The organism is Actinoplanes sp. NPDC051388 (genome assembly GCF_055586225.1).
In genome coordinates this window covers 239,783-257,103 of the sequence record NZ_JBVJIP010000005.1, presented here as the reverse complement: position 1 = coordinate 257,103, position 17,321 = coordinate 239,783, and the positions used below count along the sequence as shown (strand labels likewise).

The 17,321-nt window shown below is 71.4% G+C and carries 17 protein-coding genes; 10 read left to right on the top strand and 7 right to left on the bottom strand.

The window, feature by feature from the left end; genetic code table 11:
• Window positions 1–43: 43 nt before the first annotated feature.
• Window positions 44–2,251 (bottom strand): ATP-binding protein, encoded by a 2,208-nt coding sequence (locus ACZ6TI_RS15425; protein WP_465345682.1) that lies wholly within the window; start codon window positions 2,249–2,251, stop codon window positions 44–46.
• A 178-nt stretch (window positions 2,252–2,429) separates the two neighbouring features.
• Here ACZ6TI_RS15425 and ACZ6TI_RS15420 point away from each other — a divergent pair, with 178 nt between their 5' ends.
• From ACZ6TI_RS15420 to ACZ6TI_RS15395, 6 genes are all read left to right on the top strand, one after another.
• Entirely contained in the window at window positions 2,430–2,804 is a 375-nt protein-coding gene (locus ACZ6TI_RS15420; protein ID WP_465345681.1) for a YciI family protein, read from the top strand.
• 136 nt (window positions 2,805–2,940) lie between these two features.
• Entirely contained in the window at window positions 2,941–4,116 is a 1,176-nt protein-coding gene (locus ACZ6TI_RS15415) for an alginate lyase family protein (protein WP_465345680.1), read from the top strand.
• 68 nt (window positions 4,117–4,184) lie between these two features.
• Window positions 4,185–6,284 carry a ricin-type beta-trefoil lectin domain protein gene (locus ACZ6TI_RS15410; protein WP_465345679.1) on the top strand — a complete coding sequence of 700 codons (2,100 nt, stop codon included), beginning with the start codon at window positions 4,185–4,187 and terminating at the stop codon, window positions 6,282–6,284.
• Between the two features lie 86 nt (window positions 6,285–6,370).
• Window positions 6,371–7,369 carry an efflux RND transporter periplasmic adaptor subunit gene (locus ACZ6TI_RS15405; protein ID WP_465345678.1) on the top strand — a complete coding sequence of 333 codons (999 nt, stop codon included), beginning with the start codon at window positions 6,371–6,373 and terminating at the stop codon, window positions 7,367–7,369.
• Window positions 7,366–8,055 (top strand): ABC transporter ATP-binding protein, encoded by a 690-nt coding sequence (locus ACZ6TI_RS15400; RefSeq protein WP_465345677.1) that lies wholly within the window; start codon window positions 7,366–7,368, stop codon window positions 8,053–8,055. Before ACZ6TI_RS15405 ends, ACZ6TI_RS15400 begins: the two co-directional genes overlap by 4 nt.
• Window positions 8,052–9,311, top strand: a complete 1,260-nt coding sequence (locus ACZ6TI_RS15395; protein ID WP_465345676.1) for an ABC transporter permease — start codon at window positions 8,052–8,054, stop codon at window positions 9,309–9,311. Before ACZ6TI_RS15400 ends, ACZ6TI_RS15395 begins: the two co-directional genes overlap by 4 nt.
• A gap of 15 nt (window positions 9,312–9,326) precedes the next feature.
• Here the strand turns inward: ACZ6TI_RS15395 and ACZ6TI_RS15390 are convergent, their stop codons facing one another.
• Window positions 9,327–10,253, bottom strand: a complete 927-nt coding sequence (locus tag ACZ6TI_RS15390; protein ID WP_465345675.1) for a ricin-type beta-trefoil lectin domain protein — start codon at window positions 10,251–10,253, stop codon at window positions 9,327–9,329.
• Between the two features lie 163 nt (window positions 10,254–10,416).
• Here ACZ6TI_RS15390 and ACZ6TI_RS15385 point away from each other — a divergent pair, with 163 nt between their 5' ends.
• Entirely contained in the window at window positions 10,417–10,923 is a 507-nt protein-coding gene (locus ACZ6TI_RS15385; RefSeq protein WP_465345910.1) for a class I SAM-dependent methyltransferase, read from the top strand.
• On the opposite strand, the gene ACZ6TI_RS15380 is transcribed toward ACZ6TI_RS15385, so the two are convergent.
• On the bottom strand, window positions 10,913–12,034 hold the full coding sequence (locus ACZ6TI_RS15380; RefSeq protein WP_465345674.1) for a lipase family protein: 1,122 nt from the start codon (window positions 12,032–12,034) through the stop codon (window positions 10,913–10,915). The two genes, ACZ6TI_RS15385 and ACZ6TI_RS15380, sit on opposite strands and share 11 nt — an antisense overlap.
• A 139-nt stretch (window positions 12,035–12,173) precedes the next feature.
• Between ACZ6TI_RS15380 and ACZ6TI_RS15375 the strand changes: the two genes are divergently transcribed.
• A complete protein-coding gene (locus ACZ6TI_RS15375; protein WP_465345673.1) occupies window positions 12,174–12,611 on the top strand; it encodes a CBS domain-containing protein in 438 nt (145 codons plus the stop codon).
• A 13-nt stretch (window positions 12,612–12,624) separates the two neighbouring features.
• On the opposite strand, the gene ACZ6TI_RS15370 is transcribed toward ACZ6TI_RS15375, so the two are convergent.
• The 4 genes from ACZ6TI_RS15370 to ACZ6TI_RS15355 all read right to left on the bottom strand — a co-directional run bounded on the left by ACZ6TI_RS15370 (window position 12,625) and on the right by ACZ6TI_RS15355 (window position 15,371).
• The gene (locus ACZ6TI_RS15370) at window positions 12,625–13,503 is read right to left on the bottom strand and encodes an alpha/beta hydrolase family protein (protein ID WP_465345672.1); all 879 of its coding nucleotides are present in this window, start codon (window positions 13,501–13,503) and stop codon (window positions 12,625–12,627) included.
• A 120-nt stretch (window positions 13,504–13,623) separates the two neighbouring features.
• Window positions 13,624–14,469 carry a DUF4097 family beta strand repeat-containing protein gene (locus ACZ6TI_RS15365; RefSeq protein ID WP_465345671.1) on the bottom strand — a complete coding sequence of 282 codons (846 nt, stop codon included), beginning with the start codon at window positions 14,467–14,469 and terminating at the stop codon, window positions 13,624–13,626.
• Window positions 14,470–14,487: 18 nt separating this feature from the next.
• Window positions 14,488–14,967 (bottom strand): hypothetical protein, encoded by a 480-nt coding sequence (locus ACZ6TI_RS15360; protein WP_465345670.1) that lies wholly within the window; start codon window positions 14,965–14,967, stop codon window positions 14,488–14,490.
• Window positions 14,871–15,371, bottom strand: coding sequence for a GGDEF domain-containing protein (locus ACZ6TI_RS15355; RefSeq protein ID WP_465345909.1), 501 nt, complete (start codon window positions 15,369–15,371; stop codon window positions 14,871–14,873). Before ACZ6TI_RS15355 ends, ACZ6TI_RS15360 begins: the two co-directional genes overlap by 97 nt.
• Between ACZ6TI_RS15355 and ACZ6TI_RS15350 the strand changes: the two genes are divergently transcribed.
• Window positions 15,258–15,524 carry a hypothetical protein gene (locus ACZ6TI_RS15350; RefSeq protein ID WP_465345917.1) on the top strand — a complete coding sequence of 89 codons (267 nt, stop codon included), beginning with the start codon at window positions 15,258–15,260 and terminating at the stop codon, window positions 15,522–15,524. The genes ACZ6TI_RS15355 and ACZ6TI_RS15350 overlap by 114 nt on opposite strands.
• A gap of 60 nt (window positions 15,525–15,584) precedes the next feature.
• A complete protein-coding gene (locus ACZ6TI_RS15345) occupies window positions 15,585–17,303 on the top strand; it encodes an alpha/beta hydrolase (RefSeq protein WP_465345669.1) in 1,719 nt (572 codons plus the stop codon).
• Window positions 17,304–17,321 lie beyond the last annotated feature (18 nt).

The following is a 17,321-nucleotide window of genomic DNA, read 5'->3' as shown; positions in this document are numbered from 1 at the left end:
TTACGGCTCCACCGCCGGCGTGACAGCCCTCGAGGCTCGGTGATCAGCCGCGCCGGCGGGAGATGCGGTGCTCGGTGCGGCCCGGCTCCGGGCGGTCGACCCGCGCCAGGATCGAGTCGGAGCGCCGCCGGGCCGAGCGCGCCGCGGCCGCGTCACCGGCCCCGTCGTGCGCCTCGGCCAGGTGCCGCAGCGCCTCCGCCTCGGAATAGCGGTCGCCGAGCTCGCGGAACACCTGCCGGGCCTGCCCGTGAAACCGCACCGCGCGCGCGAAGTCGCCCAGCCCGCCATAGGCCCGGCCGAGCGTGTCCAGCGCTACCGCCTCGCCGTGCCGGTTGCGCACCTCGACGAACAGCTTGACCGCGCGGGCCGCCGAGTCGCGCGCCGCCTCCGGCTCGCCGACCAGGGTGTGGCACCACGCCATGCTGGTCAGCGCGTTCGCCACGCCCTCGATGCTGCCGAATTCGCCGAACAGGTCGCGGGCCAGGCCGAACTGTTCGAACGCCAAGTCCTGCCGGCCCTGCTGCTGATGCGCGTAGCCCAGGCCCTGGTGGGTGCGGGCCTGGCTGAGCACGTCGCCGAGCAGCACCGCCTGGGCCAGCGCGATCTCCAGGTGCTGCTTGGCGTCCTCGAAGCGCTCCAGCCGGAACAGCGCCCGGGACAGGCCGCGGTGGGCGTGCATCTGGCCGCGCTCGTCGCCGGCCCGGATCGCGCTGTCCAGGGCGACCTGATGCGCGTCGAGCAGGTCGAACCAGTGGCCGCGGCGCTGCAGGAAGGTGGTCAGCTGCCAGGCGAGGCGCCACGCGCGCCCGGGGAAACCGGCGGTCGCGGCCATCCGGACCAGGGCGAGCAGGTTGGCGCGCTCGGCGACCAGCCAGGCGGTGGCCGTGTCGTCGTCCGCGAACAGCTCCGGCGGCCACTCGTCGATCGGCTCGCGGAACGGCTCGAGCATCTGGGCCGCCGACGACGCCCAGGTCAGATGGACGTCCAGCAGCCGGCCACGGGCGGCGGCGATGGCCTCGGCGTCGTCGTCCAGGGCGGCCTGCTCCGCCGCGTACGCCCGCAGCAGGTCGTGCATAGTGAACCGCCCCGGCGTCTTCTCCACCAGCAGCTGGGTCAGCATCAGCTCGGCCAGCAGATCGTCCACCGGGCCGCCGGCCAGCGCCTCGGCCGCGGTCGCCGACCAGTCCGGCCCCGGGTTGAGGCTGAGCAGCCGGAACAACCGGGCGGCCGCGGGCGACAGGATCTCGTACGACCAGGAGAAGACGCTGCGCAGGTCGGTGTGCTCGTCGTCGCTGGCGAACGCGGACATCCCGGCCGCGGCCAGGTCCCCGGCCACCCGGGTGGCGGTGAGCAGCGGCTCGGACACCAGCCGGCCGGCCACCACGGCCAGCGCCAGCGGGAGGCGCTGGCAGCGGTCGACGATGGCGCGCACCGCGGTGGTGTGGCCGTGCAGCCGGTCCGCGCCGACCCGGCGGGTGAGCAGGTGGGTCGCGTCCGACGGGCTGAGCAGCTCGAGCCGCACCGGGCGGGCGCCGTCCGTCGCGACCAGCCCACGCAGCGGGTTGCGGCTGGTCACCACGACCACGCAGCCGGGCGAGGCGGGCAGCAGCGGGCGCACCTGGGCGGCCTCGCGCGCGTTGTCCAGCAGGATCAGCACCCGCTTGCCGGCCAGCACACTGCGATAGAGGCTGAGCTGCGCGGCCGGATCGGTCGGCACCGAGGTGGCCGGCACCCCGAGCGCATCGAGGAAGCCGCGCACGGCCTCCTGCGGCGTGACCATCTCGCCCGGCCCGTAGCCGCGCATGTTCATGTAGAGCGAGCCGTCCGTGAAGCGCTGCTGGGACCGGTGCGCCCAGTGCACCGCGAAGCAGGTCTTGCCGACCCCGGCCGGCCCGGTGACGGCCCAGACCGCCGGCCCGGCGCCGGTCTCGGCCAGGTCCAGCATGGACAGCTCGGTGGTGCGCCCGACGAACACCGAGGTGTCCGCCGGCAGCTGCGCCGGTCGCGGCCGGACGCTGCTCACGCGGGGCGGGGAATCGGCGGAGAGCGCGGCGGCCAGGAACGCGGACCGGTCGTTCGCGTGCAGGCCGAGCGCGTCGGCGAGACGGCGGACGGTGGCCGGGCGGGGCCGGGCGATGCGGCCGGTCTCCAGATCGCGGATGTTGCGCACGCTGACCTCGGACGCCGCGGCGAGCTCCTCCTGGGTCAGCCCGCTGAGCCGCCGGGCGGTTCGCAGTGCTTCCCCGAACAAGCGGTGCCACCCTCTCGCGCATCGACGACCGTCACCCATCGTGCCGGTTCCCGACCTTGCGAAGAAGGCCGGGCGCGGTGTCAGTCTCGTGACGAATTTTCTTCGCCGGGCATGTCGAGGCGGCCCGGACGGCTCCGACCACCGGGCACAGGAAGCATGCGGAAAGAGGAGACAGACCATGGCGAAGTACCTGCTGACCATGAACTACGAGGGCGGCCGGGGCTGCGACACCCCGATGGGCTCGTGGGACCAGGCGGACATCCGGGCGCACATCGACTTCCAGATCGGGCTGGACGCCGAGCTGGGCGCGGCCGGTGAGCTGGTCGACTCGCAGGGGTTCGCGCAGGAGGTGACCGTGGTGGTCTCGGACGGCGACAGCACCACGGCCGACGTGCTGCCCGCGGACGGCAAGCTCTGCGGCTACCGGCTGGTGGACGTCGACTCGGAGAAGCGCGCGGTGGAGATCGCAGCCCGGATGAGCGCGGCACCGAGCCAGGGTGGCAAGCCGATCCAGCAGGCCATCACCGTGCATCAGATCCTGACAGCGCCCTGACTTAATTTCGGACTTTTATCATAATCTTAAGGATGTCGATGTCTGCTTGACCCGGGTTCGGGCGGTGGGGTCGGATACCAAGACTGTTAAGTGTCTTGCCGATTACCCGTCCCCACACCATCCCCCCGGAGTCCCCATGTTGCTCAGACGTGCCCTGCTCGCGGCCGCCACGGCAGTCACCGCCGTGGCGGCCGCGGCCGGCGTCCACCTCAGCGCCGACGCGGCCCCCGTCACGTTCGCCCACCCCGGTGTCCTGGTCAGCCGTCCCCAGCTCGACTTCGTGAAGGGCCGGGTGGCGGCCGGCGCCCAGCCCTGGACGTCCGCGTACAACCAGATGATGGGCAGCCGGTACGCCTCGCTGTCGCGGGTGCCCGCCCCGCGCGCGACGGTGGAGTGCGGCTCCTACTCCAACCCCAACTACGGCTGCACGGACGAGCGGGAGGATGCGATCGCCGCGTACACCGACGCGCTGGCCTGGTACATCACCGGCAACGCGGCGTACGCGCAGAAGTCGATCCAGCTGATGGACGCGTGGTCGGCCACCATCCAGCGGCACACCAACAGCAACGCGCCGCTGCAGACCGGCTGGGCCGGCTCGGTGTGGCCGCGGGCCGCCGAGATCATCAAGTACACCTACGGCAGCTGGCCCAACCAGGCCCGGTTCGCCACCATGCTGCGCAACGTCTATCTGCCGGTGGTCATCGCGGGCAGCTCCAGCAACGGCAACTGGGAGCTCAGCATGATGGAGGCCGCGGTCGGCATCTCCGTCTTCCTCGAGGACCGGGCCAGCTACGACCGCGCGATCACCCGCTTCCGGGCCCGTGCCGAGGCGTTCATCTACATCACCGCGGACGGCGCCCGCCCGAAGTATCCGCCGGTCGGCACCGTGGACACCCCGGAGGAGCTCTACAGCTATTGGCACGGGCAGCGCACCTTCACCGACGGGCACGCGCAGGAGAGCTGCCGGGACTTCGTGCACACCGGCTACGGCATCTCGGCCATCGCGCACGTCGCGGAGACCACCCGGATCCAGGGCGCCGACCTCTATCCGGTGCTCCAGGACCGGCTGCGGCACTCGCTGGGCTTCCACACCAAGTTCGAGAACGGTACGGCGGTGCCGTCCAGTGTGTGCGGCGGTGACGTGACGCTCGGGCTGGGGCCGATCACCGAGGTCGGCTACAACGCGCTGCACAACCGCCTCGGCATCGCGATGAGCAACACCCAGCAGTACACCGAGGGACTGCGGCCGCAGGGCTCGAACAACCTGTTCGTGGCCTGGGAAACGCTGACGCACGCGAACAACCCGGCATGAGGCGCCCGGTGTTGCGTATGGGTAGGCAGAGCAAGCACGCGCCGCGCGTACCCAGGGTATTGCTTGTCGTGGTTTTGATCGTCACCGGCCTGTCGGTCGCGGGGACGGCGACCGCCGCGGCGACCGGGCCGATCACCGGCTTGGCCGGCAAGTGTGTGGACGTGGCCGGCGCCGCAACCGCCAACGGCACCGCGATCCAGCTCTACGACTGCAACGGCAGCGCGGCGCAGGCCTGGACGGTCGGCGCCGACCTGCGCTCGCTCGGCAAATGCCTCGACGTCACCGCGGCGTCGACCGCCAACGGCGCCAAGATCCAGCTGTACGACTGCAACGGCACCGACGCGCAGAAATGGACCGCCTCGAATGGTCAGCTCGTCAACACCGGCTCCGGCAAGTGCCTGGACGTGACCGGCAACAGCTCGGCCAACGGCGCCCGCCTGCAGATCTGGACCTGCGCCGGCACCCCGAACCAGCTCTGGACACTGCCGGTGGACGGCACCCCGCCGCCCTCGACCGGCAACCCGGACCTCGGCCCGAACGTGTCGATCTTCGACCCGTCGATGTCCGCGGCCACCGTGCAGAGCCGGCTCAACCAGGTCTTCAACCAGCAGGTGACCAACCAGTTCGGCAACCAGCGTTATGCCCTGCTGTTTCGCCCTGGCAGCTACCACGTGGACGCGAACGTCGGCTTCTTCACCCAGGTCGCCGGGCTCGGCCTCAGCCCGGACGCGGTCACCGTCAACGGCGCCGTGCACGCCGAGGCGGACTGGTGGCCGGACGGCTCGCAGAACGCCACGCACAACTTCTGGCGCTCGGCCGAGGGCCTGTCGGTGAATCCGAACGGCGGCCTCGACCGCTGGGCGGTGTCGCAGGCCGCGCCCTACCGCCGCATGCACGTCCGCGGCCACCTGGCGCTGGACGACGGCGGCTGGAGCTCCGGCGGCTTCATCGCGGACACCAAGGTGGACGGTCAGATCCGTTCCGGCTCGCAGCAGCAGTTCCTGACCCGCAACTCGACGATGGGCAGCTGGTCGGGCGCGAACTGGAACATGGTCTTCGTCGGCTCCCAGGGCGCGCCGGGCAACACCTTCCCGAACCCGCCGCACACCACGATCGCGCAGACCCCGGTGGTCCGCGAGAAGCCCTACCTGTACGTGGACAGCGCGGGCGCCTACCAGGTGTTCGTGCCCGCACTGCGAACCGCGTCGGCCGGCACCACCTGGGCCTCGGGCACGCCGGCCGGCACCTCGCTGCCGATCGACACCTTCCACATCGTCAAGCCCGGCGACACCGCGGCGAGCATGAACGCGGCCCTCGCCGCGGGCAAGAACCTGCTCGTCACGCCCGGGGTCTATCAGCTCAACCAGACGCTCGCGGTGAATCGGCCGGGGACCGTGGTGCTCGGCCTCGGGCTGGCCACCTTCGTGCCACAGAACGGCATCGTGGCGATGACCACCGCGGACGTCGACGGCATCAAGATCGCCGGGCTGCTCTTCGACGCCGGCACCACGAACTCGCCGGTGCTGATGGAGGTCGGGCCGGCCGGATCCGCGGCCTCGCACGCGGCCGACCCGATCTCGCTGCACGACGTGTTCTTCCGGATCGGCGGCGCGATCGCCGGGAAGGCCACGGTGTCGCTGCGGATCAACAGCGACGACGTGATCGGCGACCACGCCTGGATCTGGCGGGCCGACCACGGCAACGGCGGGACCTGGGGCTGGACGGCGAATCCGGCGGACACCGGGCTGGTGGTCAACGGCGACCGGGTCACGTTCTACGGCCTCTTCGTCGAGCACTTCCAGAAGTACCAGACCATCTGGAACGGCGATAACGGGCGAACGTACTTCTATCAGAACGAGATGCCCTATGACCCGCCGAACCAGGCCGCGTACCTGAACGGGTCGACGCCGGGCTGGGCGGCGTACAAGGTGGCCGACTCGGTGACCAGCCACGAGGCGTGGGGGCTGGGCAGCTACTGCTTCTTCAACGTCAACCGGTCGATCGTGAACGCCCGGGCGTTCGAGGTGCCGGTCAAGCCCGGCGTGCGCTTCCGGAACATGACCACGGTCTCGCTGGACGGCGCCGGCTCGATCAGCCACGTCATCAACAACACCGGCGACGCGGCCAACTCCGCTCACCGGGTGACGCCACTGGTCAGCGGACCGTAATCGGATTCGCACGCGTTTGCCCCACCCCGGTACCCTCTCGCTCCGCGGCTCCGATCATGAAGCCGTTTCGGACAAGGAGACGCCGGGTGACCAGACGCAGAACGGCAATCGCGGCCGTGTCGGCCGTGATGGCAGCGGCGGCTCTCGCCGGGTGCACGTCATCCGGCGAGGCCGCCGAGACACCGGAGCTGGCCGCACCGGGCACCGTGCTCACCACCGTGAAGCCGGTGCGGCAGGACATCACCAACAGCATCAGCCTGGCCGGCAAGGTGACCATCGACCCGGTCTTCGGCATCGTCGCGCCGATCGGCGGCGAGGTGCGCTACGTCGACCGGCAGCCGTCCGAGACGCCGGTCGACGAGCCCACCTGGGTGGCGTCGATCTGGAAGAGCGGGCTGCCCAGCCGGGTCGAGATCCCCAAAGGCTCGACGCTGGCCGGCCGGCTGATGGCCGACCACGCCACGGTCACCGCCGGGATGCCGATCATCTCCGCCAAGCAGTCCGGCTACGGCATCGTGGCGGAGATCGACAGCGCGCAGGCGTACCGGCTCTCCGGCGCGGCGCAGTCGGTGAAGGGCCAGATCAAGAACGGGCCCGGCCCGTTCGCGTGCAAGCCGCTCGGCACCGTGGCGGCGCTGCCCGCGGGCACCATCCCCGAGCCGCCCCCGCCGTCCCCGGCCCCGTCCGGTCAGCCCGACGCGAACAAGATCCCGCAGGCCGAGGCGCCGGTCGCGGGCGGCTCCGAACCGACCGGCCTGCGGCTGGTCTGCACCGCCCCGCGCCAGGTCAAGCTGATCAACGGCGCCGAGGTGACCCTCGACGTGGTCACCGGCAAGGCGTCCAAGGTGTGGGTGCTGCCGGTCGAGGCGGTCGCCGGCACCCAGGGCAAGGGCAAGATCGACCTGGTCGGCGACGACCAGAGCCGGCGCACCGTGGACGTCACGCTGGGCCTCACCGACGGCCGGTTCATCGAGATCAAGGCCGGCGTCAAGGGCGACGAGACGGTCGCCGTGCCGGCGCCGGACATCCCGGCGGCCGAGCCCAAGCCGGGCGACGGCGGCGGCCCCTCGGGACCGGTCGGATGACCGCGCTGGTCGAGCTGAGCGGCGTGGTCAAGGTGCTCAAGGGCCAGAAGGAGCCACGGACCATCCTCGGCGGCGTCGACCTGCGGGTGGAGGCCGGCGAGAGCGTCGCCATCGTGGGCCGGTCCGGTTCCGGCAAGAGCACCCTGCTCAGCGTGCTGGGCCTGTTCGACCGTCCGGACGAGGGCACCTACCTGCTGTCCGGACGGGACATCAGCCGCATCCCGGAGCGCAAGGCGGCCCGGCTGCGCAGCTCCGACTTCGGCTTCGTGTTCCAGCGGTTCTTCCTGCTCAAGCACCTGACCGCGGCGCAGAACGTGTCGATGGCCCTGGTCAACGGCCAGGGCTGGCTGCCGCGCCGGGAACGCCGCGCCCGGGTGCTCGCCGCGCTCGACCGGGTCGGCATCGCCCACCTCGCCAAGAACCGGCCGGTGAAGCTCTCCGGCGGCGAGCAGCAGCGGGTGGCGATCGCCCGCGCCCTGGTGCGGGAGCCCAAGGTGCTGCTGGCCGACGAGCCGACCGGCGCCCTCGACCTGGAGACCGGCAGCCTGGTGATCGACGCCCTGCAGAGCGCCACCGAGCAGGGCTGCGGCCTGGTGCTCGTCACGCACGACCGCGACCACGCCGCCCGGATGGGCCGCACGCTCGACCTGGCCGACGGCGTGCTCACCGAGCGGGTGCCCGCGTGAGGCGGCTCAACGGCCGGTTCCGGTCGTCGCTGATCATCGGGCTGCAGGGCATCCGGGCCCGCAAGCTGCGCACCCTGCTGTCCATGGTGAGCCTGTTCCTCGGCGTCCTGGCCGTCGTGGTCGTGCAGGCCGGGGCCAGCATCGCGCAGAGCGCGTTCCTCGCCGACACCGAGATCACCCGCGGGATCGACGGCAGCAAGACGGCGTACGTCGACGTCTTCTCCAACCCGAGCGCGACCGACGTGGTGGTCAGCACGGTCAAGGGCCGCTCGGACGCGGTGGCGACGGTGACCACCCAGGGCCACATCGGCGAGCCCGGCACCACCGCGATCAACCCGGGTGGCTCGCCGATCGACGAGAACTGGGGCTACGACGCCGGCCCGGACGCGCCGCCGCCCGGGCAGGCGATCGACCTGCAGATCACCGGGCTGACCGGCGACATCCGGGTGTTCCGTCCGTTCCGGCAGGTCGCCGGCAGCTGGCTCGACTTCTCCACCATGCCGACGCTGGCGCCGCGCCTGGTGCTCAACGAGGAGGCCGCCAAGGCGTTCGAGCGCTACCAGGTGCCGGCCACGATGACGATGCCCGGCATGGCGCATCCGATCGTGCCCCGGTTCATCGGCGTGGTCGACGACGGCAGTCTGCAGCCCGCGGCGTACGCCCGCTACGACGAGCTGGCCACCTGGCAGCCCGGCAAGCCCGGCGCGGACCAGGCCAGTTACGGCGACGTGCAGGTGATGCTCAGCGGGTCGTCGCCGGTCGAGCAGGTCCTGCTCACCCGGCTGAAGGCGATCGGCCTGGAGACCGGCTTCGAGACGATCACCACCAAGGAGGACATGGCCCGCGAGCTCATGCTGGTGCGGCTGGTGTTCCTCGGTCTGGCCGGGCTGGTCCTGCTGATCGGCGTGGCCGGCATCCTGAACGTGGGCCTGGCCAGCGTCGGCGAGCGGATCGAGGAGTTCGCGCTGCGCCGTGCGGTCGGCACGCCGCGGTTGCTGCTGGCCGGCATCGTGCTCAGCGAGACCCTGCTGACCGGGCTGTTCACCGCGGCCGCCGCGATCGGGTTCGGGGTGGTCGCGCTGAAGGTGGCGGTGACCTTCTTCGGCTCGTCCCAGCCGTTCCTGGAGGGCTTGCAGTTCCCCTGGGACGCCGGGGTGGCGGGGATCATCGCCGGGCTGATCGCGGGTCTGCTGGGCGGCGGCATCCCGGCGCTGCGCGCGGCCGGCATCCCGATCGCCACGGTGATGCGGGCTTAGCTCAGGTGGGCCGGCTCAGTTCGGCAGATCCCACTCCTGGGCGGGGTCGTCGCCGCACGGTGCGACCCGCGCCCTGGTGAACTCGGCGGCGCCGCCGGTGAGGCAGCCACCGGTGGCGGCGTTGACCAGGCTGCCGTCGTCGCCGACCCGCCACTGCGACTCGGTGCGGGCGTCGCAGCCGATGATGTGCACAGTGCCGTCGCCGACCACCTGGGCGCACTTGTCCCGCACCCGCAGCGTGCCGTCGGTGGCCAGGGTCCACCGCTGAGCCGGCGTGCCGTTGCAGGTGAACACCTGGATGTGGTTGTCGTCCACCGCGACGTCGCCGTTCAGGTCCAGGCAGAGGCCGCCGACGCCGCCGATCGGCCCGACCCGCGCGGCGGCCGGCGGCCCGGCCAGGTCGGCGGGCGCGGCCAGCATCGGCGCGCCACTTTCCGGCGCCGGCGCCGGCGGGGCAGGGGCCGCCCTCGATGCCGTCGGCCGGGCCGCCGGACTCGAGGGCGCGGTCGTGGCGGGGGTCGTGGTCGTGGTCGTGCCGCGCGGCCGGGGTGACGTGGCCTGCGGCGGGGTGGCCGGCGTCTCGGTCCCGCCGGTGGCGACCGGGGAGGTGGTGGCGACCGGCGGCAGTGTGCCCTCCGGGATCGCGACGTTCTGCGAGGTGGGCGCCGGCCGGAACATCACGTATCCCGCGGCGGAGAGGCCGATCAGGGTGGCCGCGCCCGCACCGGCGAGGATAAGAGCCTTCTTCCGCGGCTTCGGCCCGGCCGGCTGCCGGGGCGCGGCGGGCGGCGCCAGCGGCTCGCGGTGTGACTTGATGGTGCGGTATTCGGATGACGGCCATCGGGTGCCCGGCGCCGGGTCGGTGTGCGCCGGCTCGCCGGGGTGGAGGAACGGCCGCACCAGCAGCGGGTCACCGCTGTCGTGCGGATCGAAGGAAGTCATCGCCGACCACCGTACGCAGGGGGCCGGTGAGGGGATCAACCCTCCGATCGGACATGATCGTGCCCTCCCGCATGATGGTGGGGTGACCGATGAGAACGGCTGGCTCAAGCTGCTGGCCGAGAAGCCAGGACATTCCCGCTGGTACGTGGAGCGCTTCCGCAAGATGGCCGAAGAGGGCGCCGACCTGCACGGCGAGGCGCGGCTGCTGGACGCGATGGCCGCGCGCGGCGCCCGCATCCTCGACGCCGGCTGTGGCACCGGGCGGATCGGCGGGCGACTCGCCGAGCTCGGCCACGACGTGACCGGCGTCGATCTCGACCCGGAACTGGTGGCCGCCGCGGTCGCCGACCATCCCGGGCCACGCTGGCTGGTCGGTGACCTGTCCGAGCTCGATCTGCCGGAGCGGTTCGACCTGATCTTCTCGGCGGGCAACGTGATGACCTTCGTGGCGCCGGGCACCCGGGTGAAGATCCTGCGCCGGTTGGCGGCGCACCTGGTCGAGGGTGGGCGGGTGGTGATCGGGTTCGGGGCCGGCCGTGACTATGCGTTCGACGACTTCTTCGCCGACGCGGCCGCGGCCGGCCTCCGGTCCGATCTGTCGCTCGCCACCTGGGACCTGCGCCCGTTCACCCCGGACGCGGACTTCCTGGTGGCGTCGTTCAGGGGATAGGCACGTTGGCGAAGCGGTCCCGGATCCAGTTGGCGACGGTGACGGTGGAGTCGACGACCGCGCTGTCATGGTCCCGGCCTTCGAGCGGCACGAAGGTCACCGGCGGCGCGTAGGCCTCCAGTTGGGGGATCAGCACGTAGGCCGTGACGTCGTAGGGCACGGCGGTGTCGTCGGTGCCCTGCACGATCAGGATCGGCGCGCTGGACGGCCGCTGGCCGGGGTTGTCCCGGGCGGCCAGCTTGCTGATGATGCTCGGCGGCAACTCGCCGCCGACCAGCAGATCGTCGGCGGACATGAAGGCGAAGGCGTCCAGGATCTCGTACAGGCACTTGTTCTGCAGTTTGTTCATCCGTGCGGCCTGCTTGGCCGGCGGTGCGAACAGTGCCGCCGGCTGCACCGTGGAGTCCACCGCGGCCAGTCCGAAGACGCCCATCACCAGGTAGCCCTCGCCGCCGCTGCCCGGGATCCCCGGCGCGAGCACGTCGACGTTGGACGCGGGCGCGATGGCCGCGACGCCCTTCAGGGTCAGATCACCGTCGTAGGAAGGCGCCAGCTCACCCGCGAACAGCGCGCCCTGGCCGCCCTGCGAGTGACCGTCCACCGCGTACTCCTTCTTCAGCGACCCGTCGAGATAGCGGGCGGCCCGGACGCTGTCGATGATCGCCCGGCCCTCGCTGTCGCCCACCAGATAGGGGTGCTGCGCGGACGTGCCCAGCCCGGGATAGTCCGGGGCGGCGACCGTCCATCCGCGCCGCAGCAGTTCGAGGACCGCCTTGCGGGCCTCCGGCCAGAACACGTCCGCATACAGCGACGGGGTGCACCGGTCGGCGATGCCGGTCGTGCCGTGCCCCCAGACGACCACGTTCTTCGTGGCGGCGGTCTGGTTGTTCGGGGTCAGGATCAGCCCGGTGGCGACGATGCGGGCGCCGGTGACGTCGGTCGTCACGTACTCGACGCGTTTGGCCGTGCCGTGGCCGGACAGATCGCCGGGCAGCGTGACGACCGTCGATGTGAGCACCGTACCGGGCGCCGGCAGTGCGGCGTGGGCGGGAGTGCCGGGAGTGAGGATTAGTAGGAGCAGGGCCAGGGTGACGATCGCGACTTTGCGCATCCGGACAGGCAAACGGACGTTCGTGCCATCTTCTAGACCGCATGTGCGATGGTCTCGACGTCGGACCGTTCGGACGATCCAGGGGTAGCGAAGTAGCTGGCGAACGACGATTCTGGACGGAACACGATCGGGAGGAAGCATGCGCATCAGTGATGTTCTCCGCGTGAAGGGTGATCGGGTCGTCACCGTCACACCGGACACCGACGTGGCCGGGCTGCTGCGGGTCCTGGCCGAACACGGGATCGGCGCCGTGGTCGTCTCGCCGGACGGCTCGGCGATCGCCGGCATCGTCAGCGAGCGCGACGTGGTGCGGGCCATCGGCGCGCGCGGCGCCGCGGTGCTGACCGAGCCGGTGACCCAGATCGCGACGGCCGAGGTCCGCACGGTGTCGCCGGACGCCTCGCTCGAGGAGGTCGAGCGGCTGATGACCGACGGCCGGTTCCGGCACGTGCCGGTGCTGGTGGACGGCGCGCTGGGCGGCGTGGTCAGCATCGGCGACGTGGTGAAGAAGCGGATCGACGAACTGGAGTCGGAACGCAGCGAGCTCGCCGGCTACATCACCGGCGAGCGTCCCTGACTGCGTTCGTCGATCAGGCGGGGCAGGTGTTGCGGAAGTCCGAGATCGTCAGACCGGTCGACGGTCCCGGGCAGAGGAACTGGTCGTAGCGGGTGTCGTCGTCGACGTACCGCTTGAGCCAGGCCACCGCCTGCTTGGCGGTCGGCGTGTTCACCGACTGCGGGAAGAAGTGGCTGGCGTTGTTCAGCTCCAGGTACGCCTTCTCGGACGCCGCCGGGATGCTGGTGTAGAACGGGATCGAGTGGCTGGAGACCGGCGCGACGGTGTCCGACTCACCGCCCACGATCAGGGTCGGCACCCGCAGCGTGGACCACGACTTGGTGCCGTTCCAGGGCGCCAGTGGCACCGCCGCCTGGATCGACGGCCGGCTGCGGGCCGCCTCGAGGCTGCCACCGCCGCCCATCGAGTGACCGGCCACGGCCTGCCGGCTGGAGTCGATCCGGGTGCGCCCGGACCACGATCCGGTGGCCCAGTCCAGCGCCGCCAGGAGCTGGCGGCCGCGGGAGGCGGGCTGGTCGTAGGTGCTGTTGGTTTCGATGCCGACCACCACGAAGCCGTGCGAGGCGATCCGCGGGCCGAGCCAGGAGATGCTCGACCACCGGGCGGTGAAGCCGGGGGAGATGGCCACCACGCCGAAGGTGCCCTCACTGGTGGTGGTCGGGTAGTAGACGACGCCGCCGCCGAAGCCGGAGGCGGAGCTGGGCACGTTCTGCGAGGCGGTGCTGAACGGTCCGCTGGAGGCTTCCAGGATCGCGTTCGTCGGGTTCGGGCCGCGCTCGTACGGGCTTGCGGCCTGGGCGGGAGTGGCGCCGACGGCGGTGCCGGCGAGGACTGCCAGCGCGGTCGCCGCGGTGGCGATCCAGCGGCGGCGGGGGATGGTTGACGTCTGCACGTCGGACACTCCTTCGTGTGGGACGGATCGACGGGGTGTCAGTGTTCGATCCGTGACCTGAAGTGCACATCCGTGAAATCGCCAGTGTTGTTTCAATGGTCGTGAAGATGGACCCGCTCGTCAGGGCCGGCGGACGATGATGTCGCCATAGGACGTGCGGGCGTGGATCTGCACGGTCGGCTCGTCGCCGGCCGGCGGTCCGGCCGCCTCGAGGCGGTTGTGCAGCTTGCCGAAGCTGGTGTGCAGGTCGAGGTAGGCCGCGGTGCCCTCCGGCACGCCGACCTCGAGCTCGCCCAGGGCGGTCTTCATCGAGACCGTGCCGCCGGCCACCGAGCGGATCCGGACGTGGCCGTTGGCGCTGCTCGCGACGACCGACGCGGCGGCGTCGCCGATCAGCACGTCGCCGTTCGCGGCGCGGGCCCGCAGGTCGCCGTCGACCGAGCCGATCCGGGTGTCCCCGTTGGAGTTCTTCACGGTGGCGGCGCCGTGCAGCGCTCCGAGCCGGACCGCGCCGGAGCCGGTGCTGGCATCCACCACGCCGTCCACCCGCTCGACGGCCAGGCTGCCGCTGCCGGTGTGTGCTTCGAGCGTCGCGGCGTGCTCGATGCGGATGTCGCCGACGCCGATCTTGACCCGGGTGATGCCGAGCGGCCCGGTGGTGTGCACCGATGCCACGCCGGCCTCGGCGTCCAGCTGTGAGCCGCTCGCCAGGATGATGTCGACGTCGATCGAGCCGGGCCGGGCGAAGATGCCGAGCCCGCGCTGCTTCGGCGCCTTGACCAGCAGCGTGCGGTCGGCGCACTCGACCCGGGTCTGCTCGGCGGCGCGCACGTCGAGGTCGCTGCCGGGGTCGCTGGGCCGCACCCGCACGACGGTGCCGGGCCGGTCGCCGGCCTTGACCCGCAGGTCGCCGACGCCGATCTCGACGGTCGCGTCGATCGGCCCGGTGGTGTCGAACTCTGACATGTCGTTCTCCTCCGAGGGTCAGCGTGCCCAGCCGGTGAACCGGTCGGAGCCGCGAAAGGTCCGGGGGGTGGCGGTGCGGGGCGGTTCGACGGCGGCCGCGGCGGCCCGGACCAGCCAGGCGTTCACCGACAGGCCGTCGCGGCCCGCCGCCTCCTCGATCCGGGACTTCAGCTGGTCGGGCAGGCGCAGGTTGATGCGCGCGACGGCGGCGTCGTCGCTGACCGGCGCCGGCGGAGGCTGGGGGGTGATCTCCGTGGGCGGCAGGTCGACCACGAAGCTGGGTTCGCGGTCGCGCAGGCGCACCTGCACGGACCCCGGGGCCAGATCACGGGTGATCTCGTCGGCGGCGGCGGACAGCGCGTCGAGCAGCGCCAGCCGGAACGCCGACTCCATCGGAGCGGTCAGCCGCTCGGCGAGCGAGCGGGCCTCCGTGCCGCCGAGCTCGGCGGCGTTGGCCAGTTCGGTTCGGAGAGCCGTGACATATGGCGTGATGTCCATGGCACCACTATGGCATCACCATGGCACCTTGTCTTCATAGGGAGCGCGATCCGCGTGGTGGTACAGCTCGACGAAGGTGGTGCCATTCTGGCTCCGGGTGGCGACGCCGTAGGAGACGGAGGTCTGCTCGGCCAGCGCGGCGCGCAGGTCGCCGCCAATCGGCAGCGGGTCGTCCCGCCGGGGAGCAGCACGACGAATTCGTCGCCGCCGAGCCGGCCGGCCGCGTCCTCGGGGCGCAGTCGCCGGCGCAGGGTTGCGGTCACCCACTGCAACAGCTGATCCCCGGCCTCGTGACCCTGCGTGTCGTTGAGCCTCTTGAAGCGGTCGAGGTCGATCACGATGATCGGGAGGTCACCGCCACCCTGTGCGTCGAACCGCTCCTCGAAGCCGCGCCGATTCAGCACGCCGGTCAGGCTGTCGAACGCGCTGAACGGGGACATGACCCCGCCGGCCAGCAGGAGCACGACGCCCAGGCCGGCCGCACACAGGACGATCACGGGTCTTCTGATCGGCCGGATCAAACCCGCCTTTCGGACAATTACATAGATATACGCTGAGTAACTATGCTCTTATCACTCGGCGTAATCACGCGTCGGACGTCCGGAAGGCCACCCCCCATGCGCCTGTTGTCCCGCCTGGCCACTGCCGGCCTGGCTGCCCTGCTGCTCAGCGGGCCGCTCGCCGTCCCCGCGGCCGCGGCCTCGTTCCGCAGCGACGCGGTTCCCACCCCGCACCTGAAGTGGTACCAGTGCTACGAGTGGGCGCAGTGCGCCACCGCGAAGGTGCCGCTCGACTACGACCGCCCGCGCGGGCAGAAGGTCGAGATCGCGCTGCTCCGGGTGCGCGCCAAGGACCAGAAACACAAGATCGGCAGCCTCTTCGTGAACCCCGGCGGGCCGGGCGGCTCGGCCACCGACTTCGCGCTGCTGTCGCCGCTGTTCCTCAGCGACGGCCTGCTCAACCGCTTCGACATCGTCGGCATGGACCCGCGCGGCGTCGGATCGAGCGACACCGTCGAGTGCTTCAGCTCGGCCCGCAAGCAGGCACTCGCGCTCAAGGGCATGACGCCGCTCTTCCCGATGGGCAAGAAGGAGGAGAAGGCGTACGTCAAGTCGGCGAAGAAGCTCGGCAAGGCGTGCTCGACCACCGGGCGGCCGCTGACCGGCGCGATGTCCACCGCCGAGGTGGCCCGGGACATGGACGTGATGCGTCGCGCGGTGGGCGACAAGAAGCTCAACTACCTGGGCTTCAGCTACGGCTCGGTGCTCGGCGAGTACTACGCCAACATGTTCCCGAAGCGCTTCCGGACGATCGCGATCGACGGCGTGATCAACCCGCGGGCCTGGGTCGGCACCGACAAGACGAAGAACACCGTGCAGGACGTGCGGCTCGACTCGGCCGGTGGCGCCTACAAGGCGTTCGCCGAGATCATGAAGCGGTGCAAGGCGGTCGGCGCCAAGCGGTGCTCCTACGCCGGCGGCGACCCGATGACCCGCTTCGCCGGTCTGACCGCGCGCCTGCAGCGCAACCCGATCCGCATCCCGGTGCCGCTGCTCGGCATCACCGCGAAGATCACCTACGCGGACTTCATCGGCATGGTGCTCGACTCCCTCTATTCGCCCAGCGCCGGCGACGACGTGACCATGCTGGCCGCCGACATGACCGTGCTGACCGGCATCGGCAGCATCCCCGGCATCACGCTGTCGGCCGCCCGCACCCGGGTGGCGACCGGCGTCCAGCAGCGTCTGGCCCGCTCGTTCCCCTACGACAACAGCCTGGACGCCTACGCGTCGATCATGTGCACCGACGGGAAGCACCCGAAGGACGCCGCCAAGTGGCCGGCCTATGCCGCCGCCGCGGACCGCAAGGCGCCGTACTTCGGCCGGGCGTGGGCCTGGGCCAGCGTGCAGTGCGCCCGCAAGTCCTGGACCGTGCACGACGAGGACGCCTACACCGGTCCGTTCAACAAGAAGACGAAGAACACCGTGCTCGTGGTCGGCAGCTACTGGGACCCGGCGACAAACTATCGGGACGCCGTGCAGACCGCCCGCAAGATGCCGAACAGCCGCCTGCTGTCCAGCGACAACTGGGGCCACACCGCCTACGGCACCTCGGCCTGCGCCACCGGCGCCGTCGACCGCTACCTGATCGGCAAGAAGCTCCCCGCCAAGGGAACGGTCTGCAAGGACGCCGACCAGCCCTTCACCGGCGAGGTCAAGGCCCCGCTGCTGACCCTGGACATGAGCGCGGCCTCGGTCAGCGCGCTGGTGGCCAAGGGACTCCCGGCGGCCGGCACCCCGAAGATGCTGCCCCCGGTCGCCGCCACCCGGCGCTGACCCGGTCCACCGCCGACC